The sequence below is a fragment of the Streptomyces sp. NBC_01003 genome, from assembly GCF_045162695.1.
Lineage (GTDB): Bacteria > Actinomycetota > Actinomycetes > Streptomycetales > Streptomycetaceae > Streptomyces.
The window spans coordinates 1079681-1095799 of sequence record NZ_CP108707.1 but is presented as its reverse complement, the minus strand read 5'-3'; the positions used below and the strand labels follow the sequence as shown (position 1 = coordinate 1095799).

At 70.1% G+C, this 16119-nt stretch carries 20 protein-coding genes; 14 read left to right on the top strand and 6 right to left on the bottom strand.

Going from position 1 to position 16119, the window contains the following annotated elements; translation table 11 throughout:
- Nucleotides 1–50: 50 nt before the first annotated feature.
- Nucleotides 51–806: a Clp protease N-terminal domain-containing protein gene (locus OG698_RS05235; RefSeq protein WP_406101707.1), complete on the bottom strand. Its 756-nt coding sequence runs from the start codon at nt 804–806 to the stop codon at nt 51–53.
- A gap of 122 nt (nt 807–928) precedes the next feature.
- Here OG698_RS05235 and OG698_RS05230 point away from each other — a divergent pair, with 122 nt between their 5' ends.
- The 4 genes from OG698_RS05230 to OG698_RS05215 all read left to right on the top strand — a co-directional run bounded on the left by OG698_RS05230 (nt 929) and on the right by OG698_RS05215 (nt 3068).
- A complete protein-coding gene (locus OG698_RS05230) occupies nt 929–1402 on the top strand; it encodes a cupin domain-containing protein (RefSeq protein ID WP_406101706.1) in 474 nt (157 codons plus the stop codon).
- A 123-nt stretch (nt 1403–1525) separates the two neighbouring features.
- Nucleotides 1526–1966, top strand: coding sequence for an OsmC family protein (locus OG698_RS05225; protein WP_406101705.1), 441 nt, complete (start codon nt 1526–1528; stop codon nt 1964–1966).
- A 185-nt stretch (nt 1967–2151) separates the two neighbouring features.
- On the top strand, nt 2152–2808 hold the full coding sequence (locus tag OG698_RS05220) for a TNT domain-containing protein (protein ID WP_406101704.1): 657 nt from the start codon (nt 2152–2154) through the stop codon (nt 2806–2808).
- Nucleotides 2809–2834: 26 nt separating this feature from the next.
- Entirely contained in the window at nt 2835–3068 is a 234-nt protein-coding gene (locus OG698_RS05215) for a hypothetical protein (protein WP_116505471.1), read from the top strand.
- 25 nt (nt 3069–3093) lie between these two features.
- On the opposite strand, the gene OG698_RS05210 is transcribed toward OG698_RS05215, so the two are convergent.
- Nucleotides 3094–4782, bottom strand: coding sequence for a chitinase (locus OG698_RS05210; RefSeq protein ID WP_406101703.1), 1689 nt, complete (start codon nt 4780–4782; stop codon nt 3094–3096).
- Nucleotides 4783–4991: 209 nt separating this feature from the next.
- Between OG698_RS05210 and OG698_RS05205 the strand changes: the two genes are divergently transcribed.
- The gene (locus tag OG698_RS05205; RefSeq protein ID WP_406101702.1) at nt 4992–5279 is read left to right on the top strand and encodes a DUF1905 domain-containing protein; all 288 of its coding nucleotides are present in this window, start codon (nt 4992–4994) and stop codon (nt 5277–5279) included.
- A 188-nt stretch (nt 5280–5467) separates the two neighbouring features.
- Here OG698_RS05205 and OG698_RS05200 read toward each other — a convergent pair whose 3' ends face one another.
- Nucleotides 5468–5977 (bottom strand): DinB family protein, encoded by a 510-nt coding sequence (locus OG698_RS05200; RefSeq protein WP_406101701.1) that lies wholly within the window; start codon nt 5975–5977, stop codon nt 5468–5470.
- A gap of 270 nt (nt 5978–6247) precedes the next feature.
- On the opposite strand from OG698_RS05200, the gene OG698_RS05195 reads away from it, so the two are divergent.
- The 8 genes from OG698_RS05195 (at nt 6248) to OG698_RS05160 (ending at nt 12767) form a co-directional block, all read left to right on the top strand.
- Entirely contained in the window at nt 6248–6664 is a 417-nt protein-coding gene (locus OG698_RS05195; RefSeq protein ID WP_399971636.1) for a hypothetical protein, read from the top strand.
- Between the two features lie 117 nt (nt 6665–6781).
- Nucleotides 6782–7174 (top strand): hypothetical protein, encoded by a 393-nt coding sequence (locus tag OG698_RS05190; RefSeq protein WP_100593226.1) that lies wholly within the window; start codon nt 6782–6784, stop codon nt 7172–7174.
- 7 nt (nt 7175–7181) lie between these two features.
- Nucleotides 7182–7730, top strand: coding sequence for a hypothetical protein (locus OG698_RS05185; protein WP_406101699.1), 549 nt, complete (start codon nt 7182–7184; stop codon nt 7728–7730).
- 17 nt (nt 7731–7747) lie between these two features.
- Entirely contained in the window at nt 7748–8125 is a 378-nt protein-coding gene (locus OG698_RS05180; protein ID WP_406101698.1) for a peptidase inhibitor family I36 protein, read from the top strand.
- Between the two features lie 138 nt (nt 8126–8263).
- The gene (locus OG698_RS05175; RefSeq protein WP_406101696.1) at nt 8264–8716 is read left to right on the top strand and encodes an ATP-binding protein; all 453 of its coding nucleotides are present in this window, start codon (nt 8264–8266) and stop codon (nt 8714–8716) included.
- Nucleotides 8717–8828: 112 nt separating this feature from the next.
- Entirely contained in the window at nt 8829–10169 is a 1341-nt protein-coding gene (locus OG698_RS05170; protein ID WP_406101695.1) for an FAD-binding oxidoreductase, read from the top strand.
- A gap of 128 nt (nt 10170–10297) precedes the next feature.
- Complete coding sequence (locus OG698_RS05165; RefSeq protein WP_406101693.1) at nt 10298–11581, top strand: hypothetical protein; 1284 nt, start codon at nt 10298–10300, stop codon at nt 11579–11581.
- A 313-nt stretch (nt 11582–11894) separates the two neighbouring features.
- Nucleotides 11895–12767: a universal stress protein gene (locus tag OG698_RS05160; protein WP_406101691.1), complete on the top strand. Its 873-nt coding sequence runs from the start codon at nt 11895–11897 to the stop codon at nt 12765–12767.
- A gap of 9 nt (nt 12768–12776) precedes the next feature.
- Here the strand turns inward: OG698_RS05160 and OG698_RS05155 are convergent, their stop codons facing one another.
- Together OG698_RS05155 and OG698_RS05150 are read right to left on the bottom strand one after the other, a co-directional pair.
- Nucleotides 12777–12971: a ferredoxin gene (locus tag OG698_RS05155; protein WP_356278193.1), complete on the bottom strand. Its 195-nt coding sequence runs from the start codon at nt 12969–12971 to the stop codon at nt 12777–12779.
- Between the two features lie 29 nt (nt 12972–13000).
- Entirely contained in the window at nt 13001–14206 is a 1206-nt protein-coding gene (locus OG698_RS05150) for a cytochrome P450 (protein ID WP_406101689.1), read from the bottom strand.
- Between the two features lie 330 nt (nt 14207–14536).
- On the opposite strand from OG698_RS05150, the gene OG698_RS05145 reads away from it, so the two are divergent.
- Entirely contained in the window at nt 14537–15043 is a 507-nt protein-coding gene (locus tag OG698_RS05145; RefSeq protein WP_406101688.1) for an FBP domain-containing protein, read from the top strand.
- A gap of 52 nt (nt 15044–15095) precedes the next feature.
- Here the strand turns inward: OG698_RS05145 and OG698_RS05140 are convergent, their stop codons facing one another.
- Nucleotides 15096–15944 carry a nitroreductase/quinone reductase family protein gene (locus OG698_RS05140; protein ID WP_406101686.1) on the bottom strand — a complete coding sequence of 283 codons (849 nt, stop codon included), beginning with the start codon at nt 15942–15944 and terminating at the stop codon, nt 15096–15098.
- Between the last annotated feature and the right edge of the window lie 175 nt (nt 15945–16119).

Genomic DNA, 16119 nt, shown 5'->3' with positions numbered 1-16119 from the left:
TGTCCCGGAGCGCCACGCGGACTCCGGGACAGCGGCCGGTCGACAGGCCGTCAGGACTCCCGCTTCGAGCGCTCCTTGACGATCGCGGCCAGCGTCTCCACGATGTGTGCCTCGGAGGCGGCCTTGTCGATGCCGGACTCGGCGAGGGTGCCCGCGCCGTTCTCCTGCTCCAGGAGGGCCAGCAGGATGTGCTCCGTACCGATGTAGTTGTGGCCCAGGCGCAGCGCCTCGCGGAAGGTCAGTTCCAAGGCCTTCTTCGCGTTCGCGTCGAACTTGATGAGGCCGGGCACGTCGGACACGGCCGGCGGCAGCGTGGCCGTCGCGTTCTGCCGCACGGTGTCCAGGAGTACGCTCTGGGCCCGGATGGCCTGCGCGGCGAGCCCCTCGGGCTCCGCGAGCAGGCCGAGCACGAGGTGTTCGGGCCGGATCTCGTCGTTGCCGGCGGCCTGGGCCTCGTTCTGCGCGGACATCACGACGTTGCGCGCCCGCGGGGTGTAGCGGCCGAAGCCCGCGCTGGGATCGAGTTCGCCCGCCTCGCTCGAGGCCTTCGGCACGAACCGCTTCTGGGCGGCCTGCCGGGTGACCCCCATGCTCCTGCCGATGTCGGTCCAGGACGCCCCGGAGCGGCGCGCCTGGTCCACGAAGTGGCCGATCAGATGGTCCGCGACGTCGCCGAGATGATCCGCGGCGATCACGGCGTCGGAGAGCTGGTCGAGTGCGTCGGTGTGGACCTTCTTGATGGCGTCGATCAGATCGTCGAGGCGTACGGCTGTGGTCATGCCCACGGGCTTCGCAGATTCCGTCATGTGACAACCGTAGGTTGACAGTACGGGGGTGTCAACCGTTAGTTGACAGTCGCTGATGGTGTCCCCGCGCACGCCGTAGGCTGCGGAGTGCACGACGTACCCACCGCTGAATGAGGAGAGTCATGCCGTCGGCCCGAGTGCTACTTGCGGACGTGCTGCGTACTGCGGACGAGTCACGGACAGGCGCCGTCTGGAAGCTCGACGGCGCGGCCCGGCAGCTCGACGCGAACGTCGTCCGGCTGCGGCCCGGCACCGTCGTGGCCGAGCATGTCGAGCCGGATCTCGACGTCCTGCTCGTCGTCCTCGAAGGCGACGGATCGCTTCGGTACGCCGACCAGGAGGAGCAACTCGCGCCCGGCGCGCTCGTGTTCATAGCGCGCGGCGAACGGCGGTCCGTGACGGCCGGCCCCGACGGTCTCGCCTACCTCACCGCCCACCGCAGGCGCCCCGGCCTGACCATCGCGCGGACCCCGGCCCGCGAGGGCGGCGAACCGGCCTGCCTGCTCAGCCGTATCTGCCCCGCCTGTGACCGGGTCTCCGAGGACGCCGCGGCGGCCTACTGCGCCCGCTGCGGCGGACGCCTGCCCACTCCCTGACGCGACCGAGCGGGCGTTCATGCCCGCCCGACGGTCCGGCCTGCGCCGCCCCACGCCCCCTCGCCCGTACGGTGCCGGGGACGAGCAGGACCGGGCGACCGCAGCGAGGGAGAACCACCCGACATGGCCGACTACCGCATCGAGACCGTCCGCAACGGCTTCCGCGACTGGACCGCACGCAACGACCGCGGCGCCGAGGTCCGCATCGGAGCCGCCGAAGACCCGGACGTGCAGCCGTCGTTCACCCCGGTCGAGCTGCTCCTCGCCGCGCTCGGCGGCTGCGGCGGCCTCGTCACCGACCGCACGGCCCGCACCGTCGAACACGACGGACTGCGCATCGTCGTGGAGTCCGTGTCACGGCCCGAGGACGACGGCCGCGTCGGAGCGGTGCGCGTCAGCTACGAAGTGGAGCTGCCCGAGGGCGACGAGCACGCCGCCGACGTGTTCGCACGCGGGGTGCGCCTGACCCACGAGAAGTACTGCACCGTCAGCCGGACCGTGGAACACGGCGCCCGGATCGAGGCGCGGCTCCCGGACGGCACGCTCGTCTTCATGGCGGGCTGACTCGCCGTCGAGGTGGCGTGACTCGTCTTCAAGGTGGGGTGACGCGTCTTCGAGGTGCAGTGAACGGCGCGGTGGCCGGATGTCGCCGCCGCAGCCGAAGATCGTCATAGTCTCCCTGAGTGTCCGCATGGTCACTGTGCGCATGCGGACCTGACGATCCGTCGAAGCATCGAGGAGACGACTGCGTGAAGTCCCTACGTCTGGTCCTGGCCGCTCTGGGAGCTGCGATGGCGCTCACCGCGCCGCCGTCCGCGGCAGCGGCGGAGCCCGCGCCCGCGCCCGCCGCGCACGAGCCCTGCACGGGAGAGTTCCAGGGCGACGCCCGGCTCGGCCCGAAGTACCTGCCCAAGAAGTGGCAGGCTCCGGTCGGCCCGCTCCTGAAGGCCTATCACCGCACGGGCTCCCTCAGCCCGAAGGCGTTCCTGAAGAAGTACTGGGAGGGGCCGGCGGACTCCGGCCACTGGAAGTACCCGCCGAACGACGGATTCACCGAGACCAACGGCCAGGTCGACCGCCGCCCCACCGAGCTGCGGCCCGGGCAGACCCTCGACCGGTTCGGCTCGGAGTACGGCTCCTATCTGGCGCCCGCCGGGGACGCGTACAAGAAGCGGGCGCTGCCGCCGCAGAACCTCAACACCCGTGAGCTCGCCTACGCGTGCGACTATCACGTCTACGAGGTCGCCAAGCCGTTCTTCGTGTGGCAGGGCCCGATCGCTCCCTGGTTCGAGCAGCCCGGCGGCGGCCGGCAGATCAAGCTCGACCAGGTGTTCCTCAACCCCGGTGAGGGCCAGCGCCTCAACGTGAAGTGGCTCCTGGAACACGACTACCTCGAGCCCGCGTAGGCACGATCGAGACAGGAGGACGGCTCGTGGACCGGCACGCACTGGAGCGGGCTCTGCGGCAGGCAGCCGTGCCCCCGACCCACTACTGGATCGAGGGCGTCCACGAACCGTCCCCCACCCCCACCGACTTCCTCTATGTGCGAGAGGACCCCGGCGGGGGCTGGGAGACCGGCGCGTACGAGCGCGGCACCCACGAGACGATCGCGCGGCATCCCACGGAGGACGCCGCCTGCGCCCATCTGTGGCAGCTGCTGAACTGAGTGCCGCCGTAAGCGCCGCAGGGTCCTACGGGAGTGAATGCACCTTGGGGCCAACGCTGTTCGACCAGGCGTTGCCCGCCGTCGCGTCCCAGTTCGTGGACCAGGTCATCGCGCCCCGCAGGCCCGGATACGTCCTCGCGGGCTTGAAGGATCCGCAGCCGGTGCCGCGCGTCAGACAGTCGAGCGCGTTGTTGACGACCGACGGGTCCACGTAGCCACTGCCCGCTCCGCGCGTCGACGCGGGAACGCCGAGGCCGACCTGCGACGGGTCGAGGCCGCCCTCCAGCTGGATACAGGCGAGCGCGGTCAGGAAGTCGACCGAGCCCTGGCTGTAGACCTTGCCGTCGCAGCCGAGCATCGAACCGCTGTTGTAGTACTGCATGTTGACGACGGTGAGGATGTCCTTCACGTTCAGCGCCGTCTTGAAGTACTCACCTGAGGTGGACTGCATGTCGATGGTCTGCGGCGCCATCGTGAGGACCAGCTTCGCGCCCGCCTTCGCGGAGAGCTGGTGCAGGGCCTTCGACATATAGGTGGAGTTGAGGCCGTTCTCGAGGTCGATGTCGACGCCGTCGAACCCGTACTCCTGCATCAGGGAGTAGGCGCTGTCGGCGAACGCGGTGGCCGATGCGTCGCTGTTCACGGACACGCTGCCCTTCTCGCCGCCGACCGAGAGGATCACGGACTTGCCCGCGGCCTGCTTCGCGGCGATGTCGGCCTTGAAGTCGGCGGCCGACGCGTATCCGACGGCCGGGTCGAGGGTGAAGGAGATCTGCCCGGGCGTGCTGGTCGCGTCGGCGAAGGACACCGCGATGATGTCGTACTGGGAGGGGACGTCACGCAGCTTCTGCACGGTGGCGCCGTTGTTGAAGTTCTGCCAGTAGCCGGTCACCGCGTGCTTGGGCACGGTGCCGCCGCCACCGCCGCCGGAGGGCGCGGTCTTCGCGGTGACGGCCGCCGACTTCGCGGACTCACCTGCCGAGTTGGTCGCGCTGACCTGGAAGCTGTACGAGGTGGCGGCGGCGAGCCCGGTGGCGGTGGCGGACGCGCCGCTGACGGAGGCGACCTTGGAGCCGTCGCGGTACACGTTGTAGCCGGTGGCGCCGGAGACCGGGTTCCAGGAGAGGTCGACCGAGGAGGAGGTCGCGGTGCCGGCCGCGAGTCCGGCGGGGACTGCCGGAATGACGACGGGATCGCCACCGCCACCGCCGCCGTCGGGACCGAGCACGCTCACATCGTCGGCGTAGTACGCGCTCTGCCCGTACCAGCCGTGCGTGTAGACCGTCACGGACGTCGTGTTCGCGCCGGTCGTGAAGGTGGTACTCAGCTGCTGCCAGCCGGAGGACCCCGGTGTCCACGTCGACACATCGGTGGTGCCCGTGCCGCTCGCGCCCAGGTACACGTAACTGCCCTGGACCCAAGAACTCAGCGTGTACGTCGAGTTGGGCTTGACCGCGACGGCCTGGGAACACTGGGCGGTGTCCTGTGCGGTGGGTGTGCCCTTGAGCGCCCGGGCGCCGCTGTGTACGGGGGAGCCGACCACGGAACCGGTGCCGGCGGAGCACGTCCAGTTGCTCAGATCCGATTCGAACCCGGCGTTCTTGGCGACGTTGATGTCGGCGGCCTGCGCCGTGGTCGCCAGAGCGGTGACGCCGAGCGCTGCGGCCGCGGTGAAGGCCAGTGCGCCCTCGATCCATCTGCGTGCACGGTCCACTTACTGCCTCCGGTGGGGAGTGAAGGGGGCGGGAGTGAACGGTGGCCACCGCTGTAGGGCCCAAAGCTGGTCCAGACCAATCGAGTTGTCAAGACCTCAACCGTTGCCGGGGCGTGCGCCGGCGTTGATGCGTAGGGCCCTCAGGTGCGATGAGTTCCGTGCGCGCGGAAGGTCTTCAGTGATGCCGGAAAGCGTCCGAGGAGGCAGATATGAGCACGTCAAGCAGCCTGAACGAGGAGTTCGGCGCCGTCCTGGAGAAGAGCCCGAGTGAAGGAGGCTGGACCTATGTCGTATGGCCCGAGTCGGCCGCCTTCTTCGGGACGCGCGGCCTGGTCAAGGTCAGGGGCACGGTCGACGGACACCCGTTCCGGAGCTCGTTCATGGCCCTGGGGGACGGCCGCCACAAGCTGCCAATCAAGGCCGACGTGCGCCAGGCGATCGGCAAGGAGGCGGGGGAGCGCGTCACGATCCGGCTCGAGGAGCGGCTGGAGGGCTGACTCCGGGGAGCGCGGATGCGGGGCCGCCGGCCTGGGCGTGGGTAGGGAGTGGCCGGCGGCCCCTCCGCGCAGGAGCCGTCAATCCTGTGCGGGGTTCCTCTCGTAGTGGACTGCGTCGTTCCGATGGCTGGAAGCGTGCGAACACAGTGACTGGGTGCGCCCGATTCACACGGGGTGCGCACCGGGTTTCAGAGGCGTTCGAGAATCCCGCGCACATAGGCGGCCTGTCCGGAGTGCTGGAGATCGTCCGAGATGACGCTCACCAGGCGCACGCCCAGCGTGACCGGCGGCGACCAGGTGTCGTCGATCGCCTGGTCCAGATCCGCGTCGCTCAGTTCTGCCAGGTGGGCGAGGGTGCGCTCGTGCACTGCGTCGAAGTAGCCGAGCAGCAGATCGGTCGACGGGACGTGCACTTTGGCGACCTGTTTGTCGCTGTGGCCGTACCCCGTGTCGGAGGGTGGCAGGGCGAGATCGAGGCGGTCGACCCAGCCGTCGGCGAGCCAGACCTGATCGGTCTGGAAGGCGTCGGAAATGTGATCGTCCTGCACGCGTGACAGGTGCCAGATCAGCCACGCGATCGAGTTCGAGTCGTCATTGAGCCGGGTGTTGAGTTCCTCGGCGGAAAGATCTTCCACCGCCGAGTGAACCGTTTCGTGGATCCGTCCGAATGCGTCGGTGAGAACGTCCTTGGAGTGCATGACGTGCTGCTTCCTCGATGGCGACGATTTCACACCCGCGCACCCGTTCCATTCCGGCCATTAGAGGCCCTGAATATGCCAGGAGACTGGCCAGAAAGGCATGGTGACAGCGCGCCGGAAGTGTCGATACTCGTCTTCTGAGGAAGTTGAATGGCGCCCGACCAATAGATCATTTCGCCGGTCCCGACCCGGCGCACCCGAACGGACCACGCACATCGCACGGAATGAAAGTGAGGCCCGCAGGGCGGCGAACGAGCGACGGGGGAGAGCGTGCACGAGGAATTCCTGTGCCATGTCACCGCGTACGGAATCTGCGGCGGTCAGCGCGTCGGCGTACCGCTCGGCACGTATCGCGCGCCCACTCTGCCGCTCGCGATGTGGTGGCTGCGCGACCGCGCCTCCTGGATAGCCGAACGGCTGGATCCGCGCCCCGGCAATCCGCATTTCCCCGAACACGCCATTGCCCCGGTCGCCGACACCGTCCCCGATGTCCCCGGAGCGCTGCGCGACTGGTGCGGTGATGTCGAGCGGCAGGAACAAGTGGCCGAGGAACTCGCCGACGGAAAACTCGTCCGGCTGATCACTCGCGACGACACCACGGAATACGAGTTCCTCGCCGAGTCGATCGACGCCCTGCGGATGCAGCGCACCCGCGCGTCCAGGGCCGCGCTCGTGCCACACGCATGATCGGCGCGGCGCCTATATGACTAGTAGCCGGTACGGGTGGCGCCGCGCTTACCTGCGTAAATGCCGGGGGATTGTGGTCATGCACAGCGTCGTCACCACACTTTCGGAGCCGCTCGAATGCGCCGCAGCACCACCTTGCTCACCACCGCTCTCGCCGGCGTCGCCGCCGCGCTGACCCTCGCCGCACCGACCGCCGTCGCCACCGCGCCGGCCGGCTCCGTACGCGCCGCGGGCCCCGGACAGGTCTGCTTCTGGACCGAGGCGGGCCAGCACGGCCAGGCCTGGTGCTACGCGCCACCCGGCTATGCCGAGGCGGAGAACGGCACCCAGCGCCACGCCTACTCCTTCGACTCCCGCGTCGACGGCACGGTCTACGCGATCAGCTACGGACCGGGGAACAGCTGCCTCTACCGCGAGATCCGCAAGGACGACTACGACGAGAACTGGGAGGCGTGGGCCACCAAGTTCGACGGCGTCAGCGACAACAAGATGGGATGCGAAGCGGGCTGATCCGCCGATGACCCACCGACCGCGCCCCTGGGCACGGCCGGCCCCGGCGCTCACCGCGCTCGGCCCACTGCTTCTGGCCGGAGTGCTCGTCACCGGCTGTGCGGCCCCGGACCCCGGGCCCGCACTCTCCGCCGACGACACCGTCAAGGCCGCCACCCAGCTCCTGACCGGCCGCTGCCTCACCGCGCGGGGACTCACCCCGCCGCGCCCCGGCAGACGGCCCGGCACGAAGGCCCAGGAGGAACACCTGGCCGACGCCCTCTTCGGCGCCGGACGCGCGGAACTCTCCCTGAGACTGCCGACCGGATACTCCGTGCGCGCGCACACCGACGGCTGCCTGGCCTCGGCGCAGCGCGCCCTCTACGGCGACCAGCGCCGCTGGTTCCAGGTCTCGACCGTCGTCAACAACCTCAAGCCCGAAGCGGCCTACCGCAAGACCAGCCTCGCCTCGGTCCGGGCCGCGCACCGCACCGAAATCGCCGACTGGCAGCGCCTTCGGGCGCACGCCCTGACCCGCGCGACCCACCTCCTCACCGACCGGTCACGGACTCCGTAGCAAGAGAAAGAGACACAGTGATCATCAAGAACTCCGCCGCGCTCCTCGCGGCCGTGGCCCTCGCCCTCGGCGGCGCCGTCGCCACCTCGTCCGCCGCCTTCGGCGCCTCGTGCCCCAGCGGCCAGTTCTGCGCCTGGACGGACGCGGACTTCGGCGGTCAGCGCACCAACTGGTCGGGCGACGACCACGACTGGGAGGACCCCATCCAGGACCAGGACTCCTCCTGGGCGAACCATGGCATTTCGGGCCCCGGCATCAAGGACCACGTGCAGGTCTACGAGAACCCGGGTCTCGTCGGTCTCGGCACCGTCTGCCTCGCCCCGGGCCAGGAGATCGCCTCCGACAGCTGGGGCAATGACAGCGGCGACTCCCACACGTGGAAAATGAGCTGCTGACCTCGCGCACCGCGGGACCGGAACGGGCGGCGTGCCGAGCCGCCCGTTCCGGCCGGTTATGACTGCCGCACGCGCCACTGGGTATCAGGAGGTCTGCAGGGGAGTTACTGTGCCGACCGATCCCATTGAGAGAACCGCATGACCGAGTACCTGGACGGAGCCTTGATGCCGACCGGTGCTGCCGACCCCGTCGAGCCGCTGCGCCGGGCGACGCAGTACACCGGAGAGCCGGGCTGCATCGCCGACGCGCGCGCCTTCGCCGAGGTGTTCCTCGAGCAGCTGCGGTCGGAGTGGTGCGCCCTGATCGACGCCAGATCCCGCGGCGACCTGCTGCTCCTGGTCAGCGAGCTCGTCACCAACGCCGACCGCCACAGCCACGGACCGTACGTCCTCGATCTCGAGGGAACGAAGGACGAGGTGGCCGTCACCGTCTACGACAGCAGCGTCGCCGTGCCCCGTCTCTTCGTCAGGGACCCCGGGCGCATCGGCGGGCACGGTCTCGAGATAGTCCACGCGCTCGCCACCGAGGTCATCGTGGAGCGGGTACCGGTCGGGAAGTGGATCAAGGCCGTCTTTAGACTGCGACCGTAATCGAACGGTTCTCGCGCGAGGAGACGGCGACATCGACACGGCACCCGACCGCGAGCTCCTGAACGACCTGGCCAAGGCGCTGCCCGGCCTCACGCTGATCGAGGACGGCGACGTGCTGTCCGGGCTCAGCCACGACGACGCGGAATGGGCGCCGGTGGGCCGAGCGCTCGCGGCGGTCCGGGTCACGGACGCCGGCGAAGTACAGCAGGTGGTGCGCGCCTGCGCCGCGCTGTCCGTACCCGTCGTGACCCGCGGCGCCGGCACCGGGCTCTCGGGCGGCGCCAACGCCACCGACGGCTGCCTGGTCCTCGACCTCTCGCGGATGAATCGCATCCTGGAGATCGACACCGAGAACCTGCTCGCCGTCGTACAGCCAGGCGTCGTCAACAACGACCTGAAGGCGGCCGTCGCCGAGCACGGCCTCTGGTACCCGCCGGCCCCCGCCAGCGCCCCCTGGTCGACCATCGGCGGCAACGTGTCCACCAACGCCGGCGGCCTGTGCTGCCTCAAGTACGGCGTCACCCGTGACTACGTCCTCGGCCTCGAAGCCGTGATGGGCGGGCCAGCGGGCGAGTACGGCACCGGCGTACGGTTCGGCCGGCGCACCACGAAGGGTGTCAGCGGCTACGACCTGACCGGCCTGTTCGTCGGCTCGGAGGGCACCTTCGGAGTGATCACCGAGATCACGCTGCGCCTTCGTCCCGCGCCCGCCGCCGAACCCCGCACCGTCGTCGGCGCCTTCGACGGCCTGGTCGCGGCGGGTGCCGCCGTCGCGCTCACCACCCGGCGCGGCCTCCAGCCCGCCGCCCTGGAACTCCTCGACCGGCACTGCATGCAGGCCGTCGAGGACTGGAAGCACCTCGGGATCGAGCCCGGCGCCGCCGCCCTGCTCCTCGCGCGGATCGACGCGCCGGGCGACGCGGGGGCGGCGGAGGCGGCTGCAGTCGCCGAGGCGTTCGCGGACGCGGGAGCACTCTGGGCCGAACAGTCCACCGACGCCGTCGAGGCCGAAGCCTTGTTCGACGTCCGCAGGCCCGCCTACCCGGCCCTGGAACGCCTGGGGCCCGTGCTCACCGAGGACATCTGCGTACCGCGCTCGGCAGTGCCCGCCATGCTCGCCACCGTCGAGGAGATCGGGCAGCGGCACGGGGTGCGGATCGCGACCATCGCGCACGCCGGGGACGGCAACCTCCACCCGCTCCTGATCACCCCGCCCGGGGACGCCGAGGCGCGGCGCGCGGCGCAGGCCGCGTTCGAGGAACTGCTCGGCGCCGCGGTCGCCGAGGGCGGCACCGTCACCGGTGAGCACGGCGTCGGCCTGCTCAAGCGGGGCGGCATGCGGCGGGAACTCGGTCCCGAGGTCTGCGCGGTGCAGCGCGCGGTGAAGAACACCCTTGACCCGCTGGACCTGTTCAACCCGGGGAAGGTCGTCGGCGACCCCGGCCGGAGCTGACCCATTGGACAGCGCTTTGCCCGCCGCGCCGACCTAAATGTACTAATTGTGTGCTTATCCGACTTACGGTGCGTGTGTTGTCAGGGGGCTGCGCAACGTGTCCCTCGCGGACGCGGGTTGGGATGCCGATGAGTGAGATCAGCCGCAGAGGAGCCGTGGGTCTGGGACTCGGGATCGGCCTGGGCGTTGCCGCCGCGGGCCTCGCCGGATGCGGGATGGGCACGGACGCGACCCGCCCGCCCGGGGGCCCCGGCCGCCGCCCCGACCGGGCCCCCCACCAGGGCATGAAGGCCGCTCCGCGGCTGATCGGTGACGGCTCGACGGCGTACACCGGCGAGCAGCCGAACCAGCCCGAGTCGCCCGTCCCCCTCGAACCCGGCCAGACGCCACCGCAGTTCGTGATCTTTTCCTGGGACGGTGCGGGCGAGGTCGGCAAGGGTTTCTTCCCTCGCTTCCTCGAACTGGCCGAGACCCACGGCGCCCACATGACGTTCTTCCTGTCGGGTTTGTACCTCCTGCCCGAGTCGAAGAAACGGCTCTACTACCCGCCCAACAACCCCGTGGGCGCCTCCGACGTCGGGTATCTCACCGACGCGCACCTCAAGGAGACGCTGAAGTACACCCGGCAGGCGTGGCTCGACGGTCACGAGATCGGCACGCACTTCAACGGCCACTTCTGCGCCGGCTCCGGTTCCGTGGCCAACTGGACGCCCGCGCAGTGGTACAGCGAGATCGAGCAGGCGAGCTCGTTCATCAAGACCTGGCGTACGAACACGGGTTGGCACGACCACGACCCCCTGCCGTTCGACTACGACAAGGAACTCATCGGCGGCCGCACGCCCTGCCTGCTCGGCCAGGACAACCTGCTGCCCACCGCCCGCGAGCTCGGCTGGCGCTACGACGCCTCGTCCCCCGGCGGCGTCCAGCGCTGGCCCGAGAAGCGGCAGGGGCTGTGGGACCTGCCGCTCCAGGGCATCCCGTTCCCCGGACACACCTTCGAGGTCCTCTCGATGGACTACAACATCCTGGCCAACCAGTCGAAGAACTCCACGCGAGCGCCGTCCTACAACTACGCGGGCTGGCGCCAGCAGGCCATCGAGTCGTACCTCGCGGGCTTCAAGAGGGCGTACGAGACGAACCGGGCGCCGTTCTTCGTCGGTAACCACTTCGAGGACTGGAACGGCGGGATCTACATGGACGCCGTCGAGGCCGCGCTCAAGGAGATCGCCGGCAAGAAGGACGTACGCCTCGTCTCCTTCCGGCAGTTCGTCGACTGGCTGGACGCCCAGGACCCGAACGTGCTCGACCGGCTCCGCTCGCTGGAGGTCGGAGAGGTACCCGCGGGTGGCTGGTCGCGGTACCTCGGCGACGCCGTCACGGCACCCACCGGCGCCGCAGGCAGCGGCACCTAGGGTCTTTCGTTTGGATCAGGCTGGGCTCGCGGGGTCTGGCACGCCCATCTGCGGCGTTGTCGTCACTCGCCGACTCCCCCAAGCTCTCGGCTGCGCTCGAGCAGGGGGGACCCCCATCGCGTCGACTCCCTCCTCCGCCTTGCAGCTGCACGCTCCCCCAAGCTCTCGACTGCGCTCGAGCAGGGGGGACCCCCATGACCCTGCTCCCTGATCCAGCCTGATCCAAACGAGAGACCCTAGATGGTTCCGACGTGTTGTCCGCCTCGCTGACGCACACTGGTCGGGACCTGATCGGCGACGGAGAGGCAGGCGCATGGACCGCTGGATCACCGCGGGAGTGGACGGATCGCCGGAGAGCTCGGCCGCGGCCGCGTGGGCTGCGCGCGAAGCGGTGCGCCGCGGATACGGGCTGCGCCTGCTGCACGCCTGGTCCCCGCTGCCGGACGTGGCGGCGTCCGCGCCCGATCTCGCGGCGCAGGCCGAGTGGGCCAGAAGTGTGGCCGACGAGGCCGGGCGCGCCGTGGCCGGCGGTCACCCCCAGCTGGCGCTGTCGGTCGAGTCCCCGTCCGACGAAGCCGTTCCCGCGCTCCTCGGCGCCGCGGCCGACGCGGAGTTCCTCGTCCTCGGCTCCCGCGGACACGGCGCGCTCGTCGGCTTCCTGGTCGGGTCGGTCGGGCAGCAGGTCATCGCCGAGTCGGCGCGGCCCGTCGTCCTGGTCAGGGCCGACGACCGCGCCGAACCGGAGGCGGCGGGCCGCGAGATCGTCGTCGGCCAGGAGGGCGCGCCCGAGGACAGCCGCGCGGTCCTCGAGTTCGCATTCGCCACGGCCTCCGCCCGCGGCGCGACGCTGAGGGTCGTCCGCGCGTGGACACTGCCACCCCTGTACGCGTACAGCCCCGCCTCGCTGAAGCTGCTCGACGAGGCCGGCGGCATGGAGCCGTACGAGAAGAAGGCGCTCGGCGAGGCGCTCGAATCGCTGCGCACGCGGTATCCCGACGTGCCGGTGGTGGAGCACGTCGAGATCGGCAGCGCCGGCCAGGTCCTTCTCGCTTCGGCCGCGGGGGCCCAGCTGGTGGTCGTGGGCCGCCGCGCCCGACGCTCGGCCGTCGGATCCCGGATCGGGTCCGTCGCGCATGCCGTGATGCACCACGCGCCCTGCCCGCTGGCCGTCGTACCGCCCGCCTAGTACTTGTCCTCAGTCGTCGGCGACGGTGATGGCCCGCACCGGACAGGCGCGGGCCGCCTCCCGCACCAGCGGGTCACCGGCGCCGTCTTCGCGGCCCTCCAGCACCTCGCTGAAGCCGTCGTCGTCCTGCGTGAACACGTTCGGCGCCGTCAGCGCGCACATGCCCGCGCCCACACAGCTGTCCTTGTCGATCCGGATCCGCACGGTCTGCGCCTTTCTTGCGGCTCGGGCGGTCACCACATGACCGGGAGTTCGAGCATGCCCTGGATCGTGTCTCCCGGCTTGAACGGGATCTCCTCGGCGGGCGCCGCGAGGCGCAGTCCGGGCAGCCGCGAGAACAGCGACCCCAGCGCGATCTCCATCTCGGCCCTGGCCAGGTTCTGTCCCAGGCACTGGTGGACTCCGTAGCCGAACGCGAGGTGGTGGCGGGTGGGGCGGTGCCAGTCGAGGGAGTCGGGGGCCGTGAAACTGTCGCCGTCGCGGTTGATGATCGACGTGGAGAAGATGACCCCGTCGTCCGCCCGGATGGTCTCGCCGGCGACCTCGATGTCCTCAGTGGCGACGCGCAGGATGCCGTCGGCGATGGACAGGAAGCGCAGCAGTTCCTCGACCGCGGCCGGCAGCAGCGAGTCGGCGGAGCGCAGCTCCTCCAGGAGGTCCGGATGCCGGAGCAGGGTGAACGTGCCGAGCGAGATCATGTTCGCCGTCGTCTCGTGCCCCGCGATCAGCAGGATCGTGGCGAGGCTGATCAGCTCCTCGCGGTCGATCTCCTTCTCGTCAGGCCCGCGGTGGATGAGCTCGTCGAGCAGTCCTTCGCCCGGCTCGCGCCTCTTGCGGTCGATCAACGAGCCCAAGTACGTGTCGAGTTGCTCGCGCGCAGCCTCCGTGTCCGACACGTTCGGCCCGCGCAGCAGCCGCCGCGACTGCTCCTCGAAGAAGTCGTGATCGGCGTAGGGCACGCCGAGCAGCGAGCAGATCACCATCGACGGCACGGGCAGCGCGAACGCGCTCACCAGGTCGGCCGGCGGACCCTGCTCGACCATCGCGTCGAGGAGCCGGTCGACGGTCTCCTGGATGCGGGGCCGCAGTGCCGTGATCCGCTTGAGGGTGAAGCTCGGGATCAGCATGCGGCGCTGGGCGTTGTGCTCGGGGTCGTCGACTCCGAGAAGGGCGATGCGCCGTTTGCGGGAGAGGGCGAAGCGCTCCGTGGGCATCGGGAAGGCGCGGTTCTCCCGGTCGGTGGACAGGCGCGGGTCGATGAGCAGGTCGCGCGCGGTCGACTGGCCGGTGACCACCCACACGGTCCGCCCGTCGAAGAGCGAGACACGGGAGAGGGGCCGCGCCGAGCGCAGCGGATCGTAGGAGGCCGGCGGGTGGTAGGGACACGTGCGGTCCTGGGGAAAGGCGACGGTGTCCGGCGTGGGGGGTGTCACGGTCATGGTGACCTCGCAGGCGGTGAGTCTTCCTCGGTGATCTTCATTAGATGCCTTGGGCATCCAGTCGGCCACTCGAAGATCGGCCAGTCCGCCCATCGGGGACATCTGGCCGAACCCTGTTGTTCCGATTCTGCCAGGGGTGTGTTCTGTCTGGTCGGGGCGTGCCGTCGGACCGGCGGGGCGGACGGGGCATGTGCCGCACGGCCGGAGCCGATGGGGTGTTCCCGGGCGTGGCGCGGCTTGTTCGCGCCGTGTCGACCGCACCGGTGCCGGCCGCGCTCCGCGGGGAAATGCGGATGCTTGTGCGAGCGGCGGTGGGTATCGTCGCCGCACGTGGAACCACTGAACGAGAAACAGATCCGGGCGTCCTTCGTGAACTGCACGAAGGGTGAGGCCGCCCGGATGAAGCTCCCCCTCGACTTCGCCGAGGTCCCCTGGGAGGACCTCGATTTTCTCGGCTGGGTCGACCCGGGAGCGCCCCTGCGGGCCCACCTGGTGCGCCCCGGCCCCGACGGGCCCCTCGGCATCACCCTGCGGGTTCCCTCGGTGGGCCGGACCAGCGCCGTGAAGTCCAGCATGTGCCAGGTGTGCCTGACCGGACACGCCTCCTCCGGTGTCGCCCTCCTCGCGGCGCCCCTGGCCGGGGCGCGCGGGCGGGAGGGCAACACCGTCGGCATCTATCTCTGCGCGGACCTCGCCTGCTCGCTCTATCTGCGCGGCAAACGCCAGCCCAAGCTGCGGGCCGGGCGCTACGAGGAGTCGCTCTCGCTCGATGAGCGGATCGCCCGCGCCATGAGCAACCTGGACGCCTTCGTGGCCAAGGTCACCGAGGTTGCGTGACCGGTGCGTGACCGGTGTGGGGCTCGTTCGGACTGGTTGTGGCGAGGCGGCCTTACATCGCCGCGTCCAGCAGTGGGATGAGTTGCTCCTCCTCGTGCAGCAGGTGCCTCTCCAGTTCGTCCGTGAGCCGTTCCACCTCGGGGAGCACCAGGCTGGGGTCGGCGGCGTCGGTGGAGACCGTCTCCTGCAGACGCGCGAGGAGCACGGCGATCCGCTCGTGCTCCTCGCGCATCAGCTCCAGGACCGCGCCGAGCTCGGGGTGGCGCGAGCCGATGAACGGGAACAGGGCGGCGTCCTCTCCGGCGTGATGGTTGTGCAGTCCCTTGCAGAGCGTGAGGCAGTTGATCCGGAGCTGGGCTCCCAGACCGAGACCCGGGCCCGACTCGGCCATCTCCTTGCGGATCAGGCCCAGTTCACGCCGGATCCCGTCGTGGACGGCCTTGAGCCCGTCACCCCATGACGTCGCGCCCGTCACGTTCGGCGGGCCGCTCTCGACGGCCCGCAGGGCGACCACGGGGATCACTCGGGAGGTTTTCGCCTGGTACTCCGCCCAGCCGGGATCGCGCTCGACCGCCCGGGCGAACGCGGCGTCGCGCTCGGCTCCCGTCAGGACCTCGGCCTCCGCCTCGTAGGTGAACACGCCGTCCTCGACCGAGACGCGCGGGGTGGCCAGCAGATTGTGGAACCAGTCCGGGTTGCCGGGCGCGCCGCCCGCCGAGGCGATCACCAGGACGCGCTCGCCGCCGTCGGGGAGGAAGCCGACCGGCGTGGTGTGTGCGGCGCCCGAGCGGGCTCCCGTGGTGGTGAGGAGGAGGATCCGGCCACCCTCGAAGGGGCCTGAGAGCCGACCGCGATTGGCTCGGAACTCTTCGATGACGTGCTGATTGAAATCGTTGGGCATTCTCTTCTTTCGTCTCCGGGACTTACGACATCTGGATCGCGGAAGCAAAAGAAGATCGGCGGGCCTCGCGCCCGCCCCGGCCTCACTCGGAGGCCGGGTGCCCTACTCGTTGATGGCCCAAGGCCGACCCGGCAGTCACGGGGCGAGACCCTAGTTCATGTGGGCGTGCGGCGGC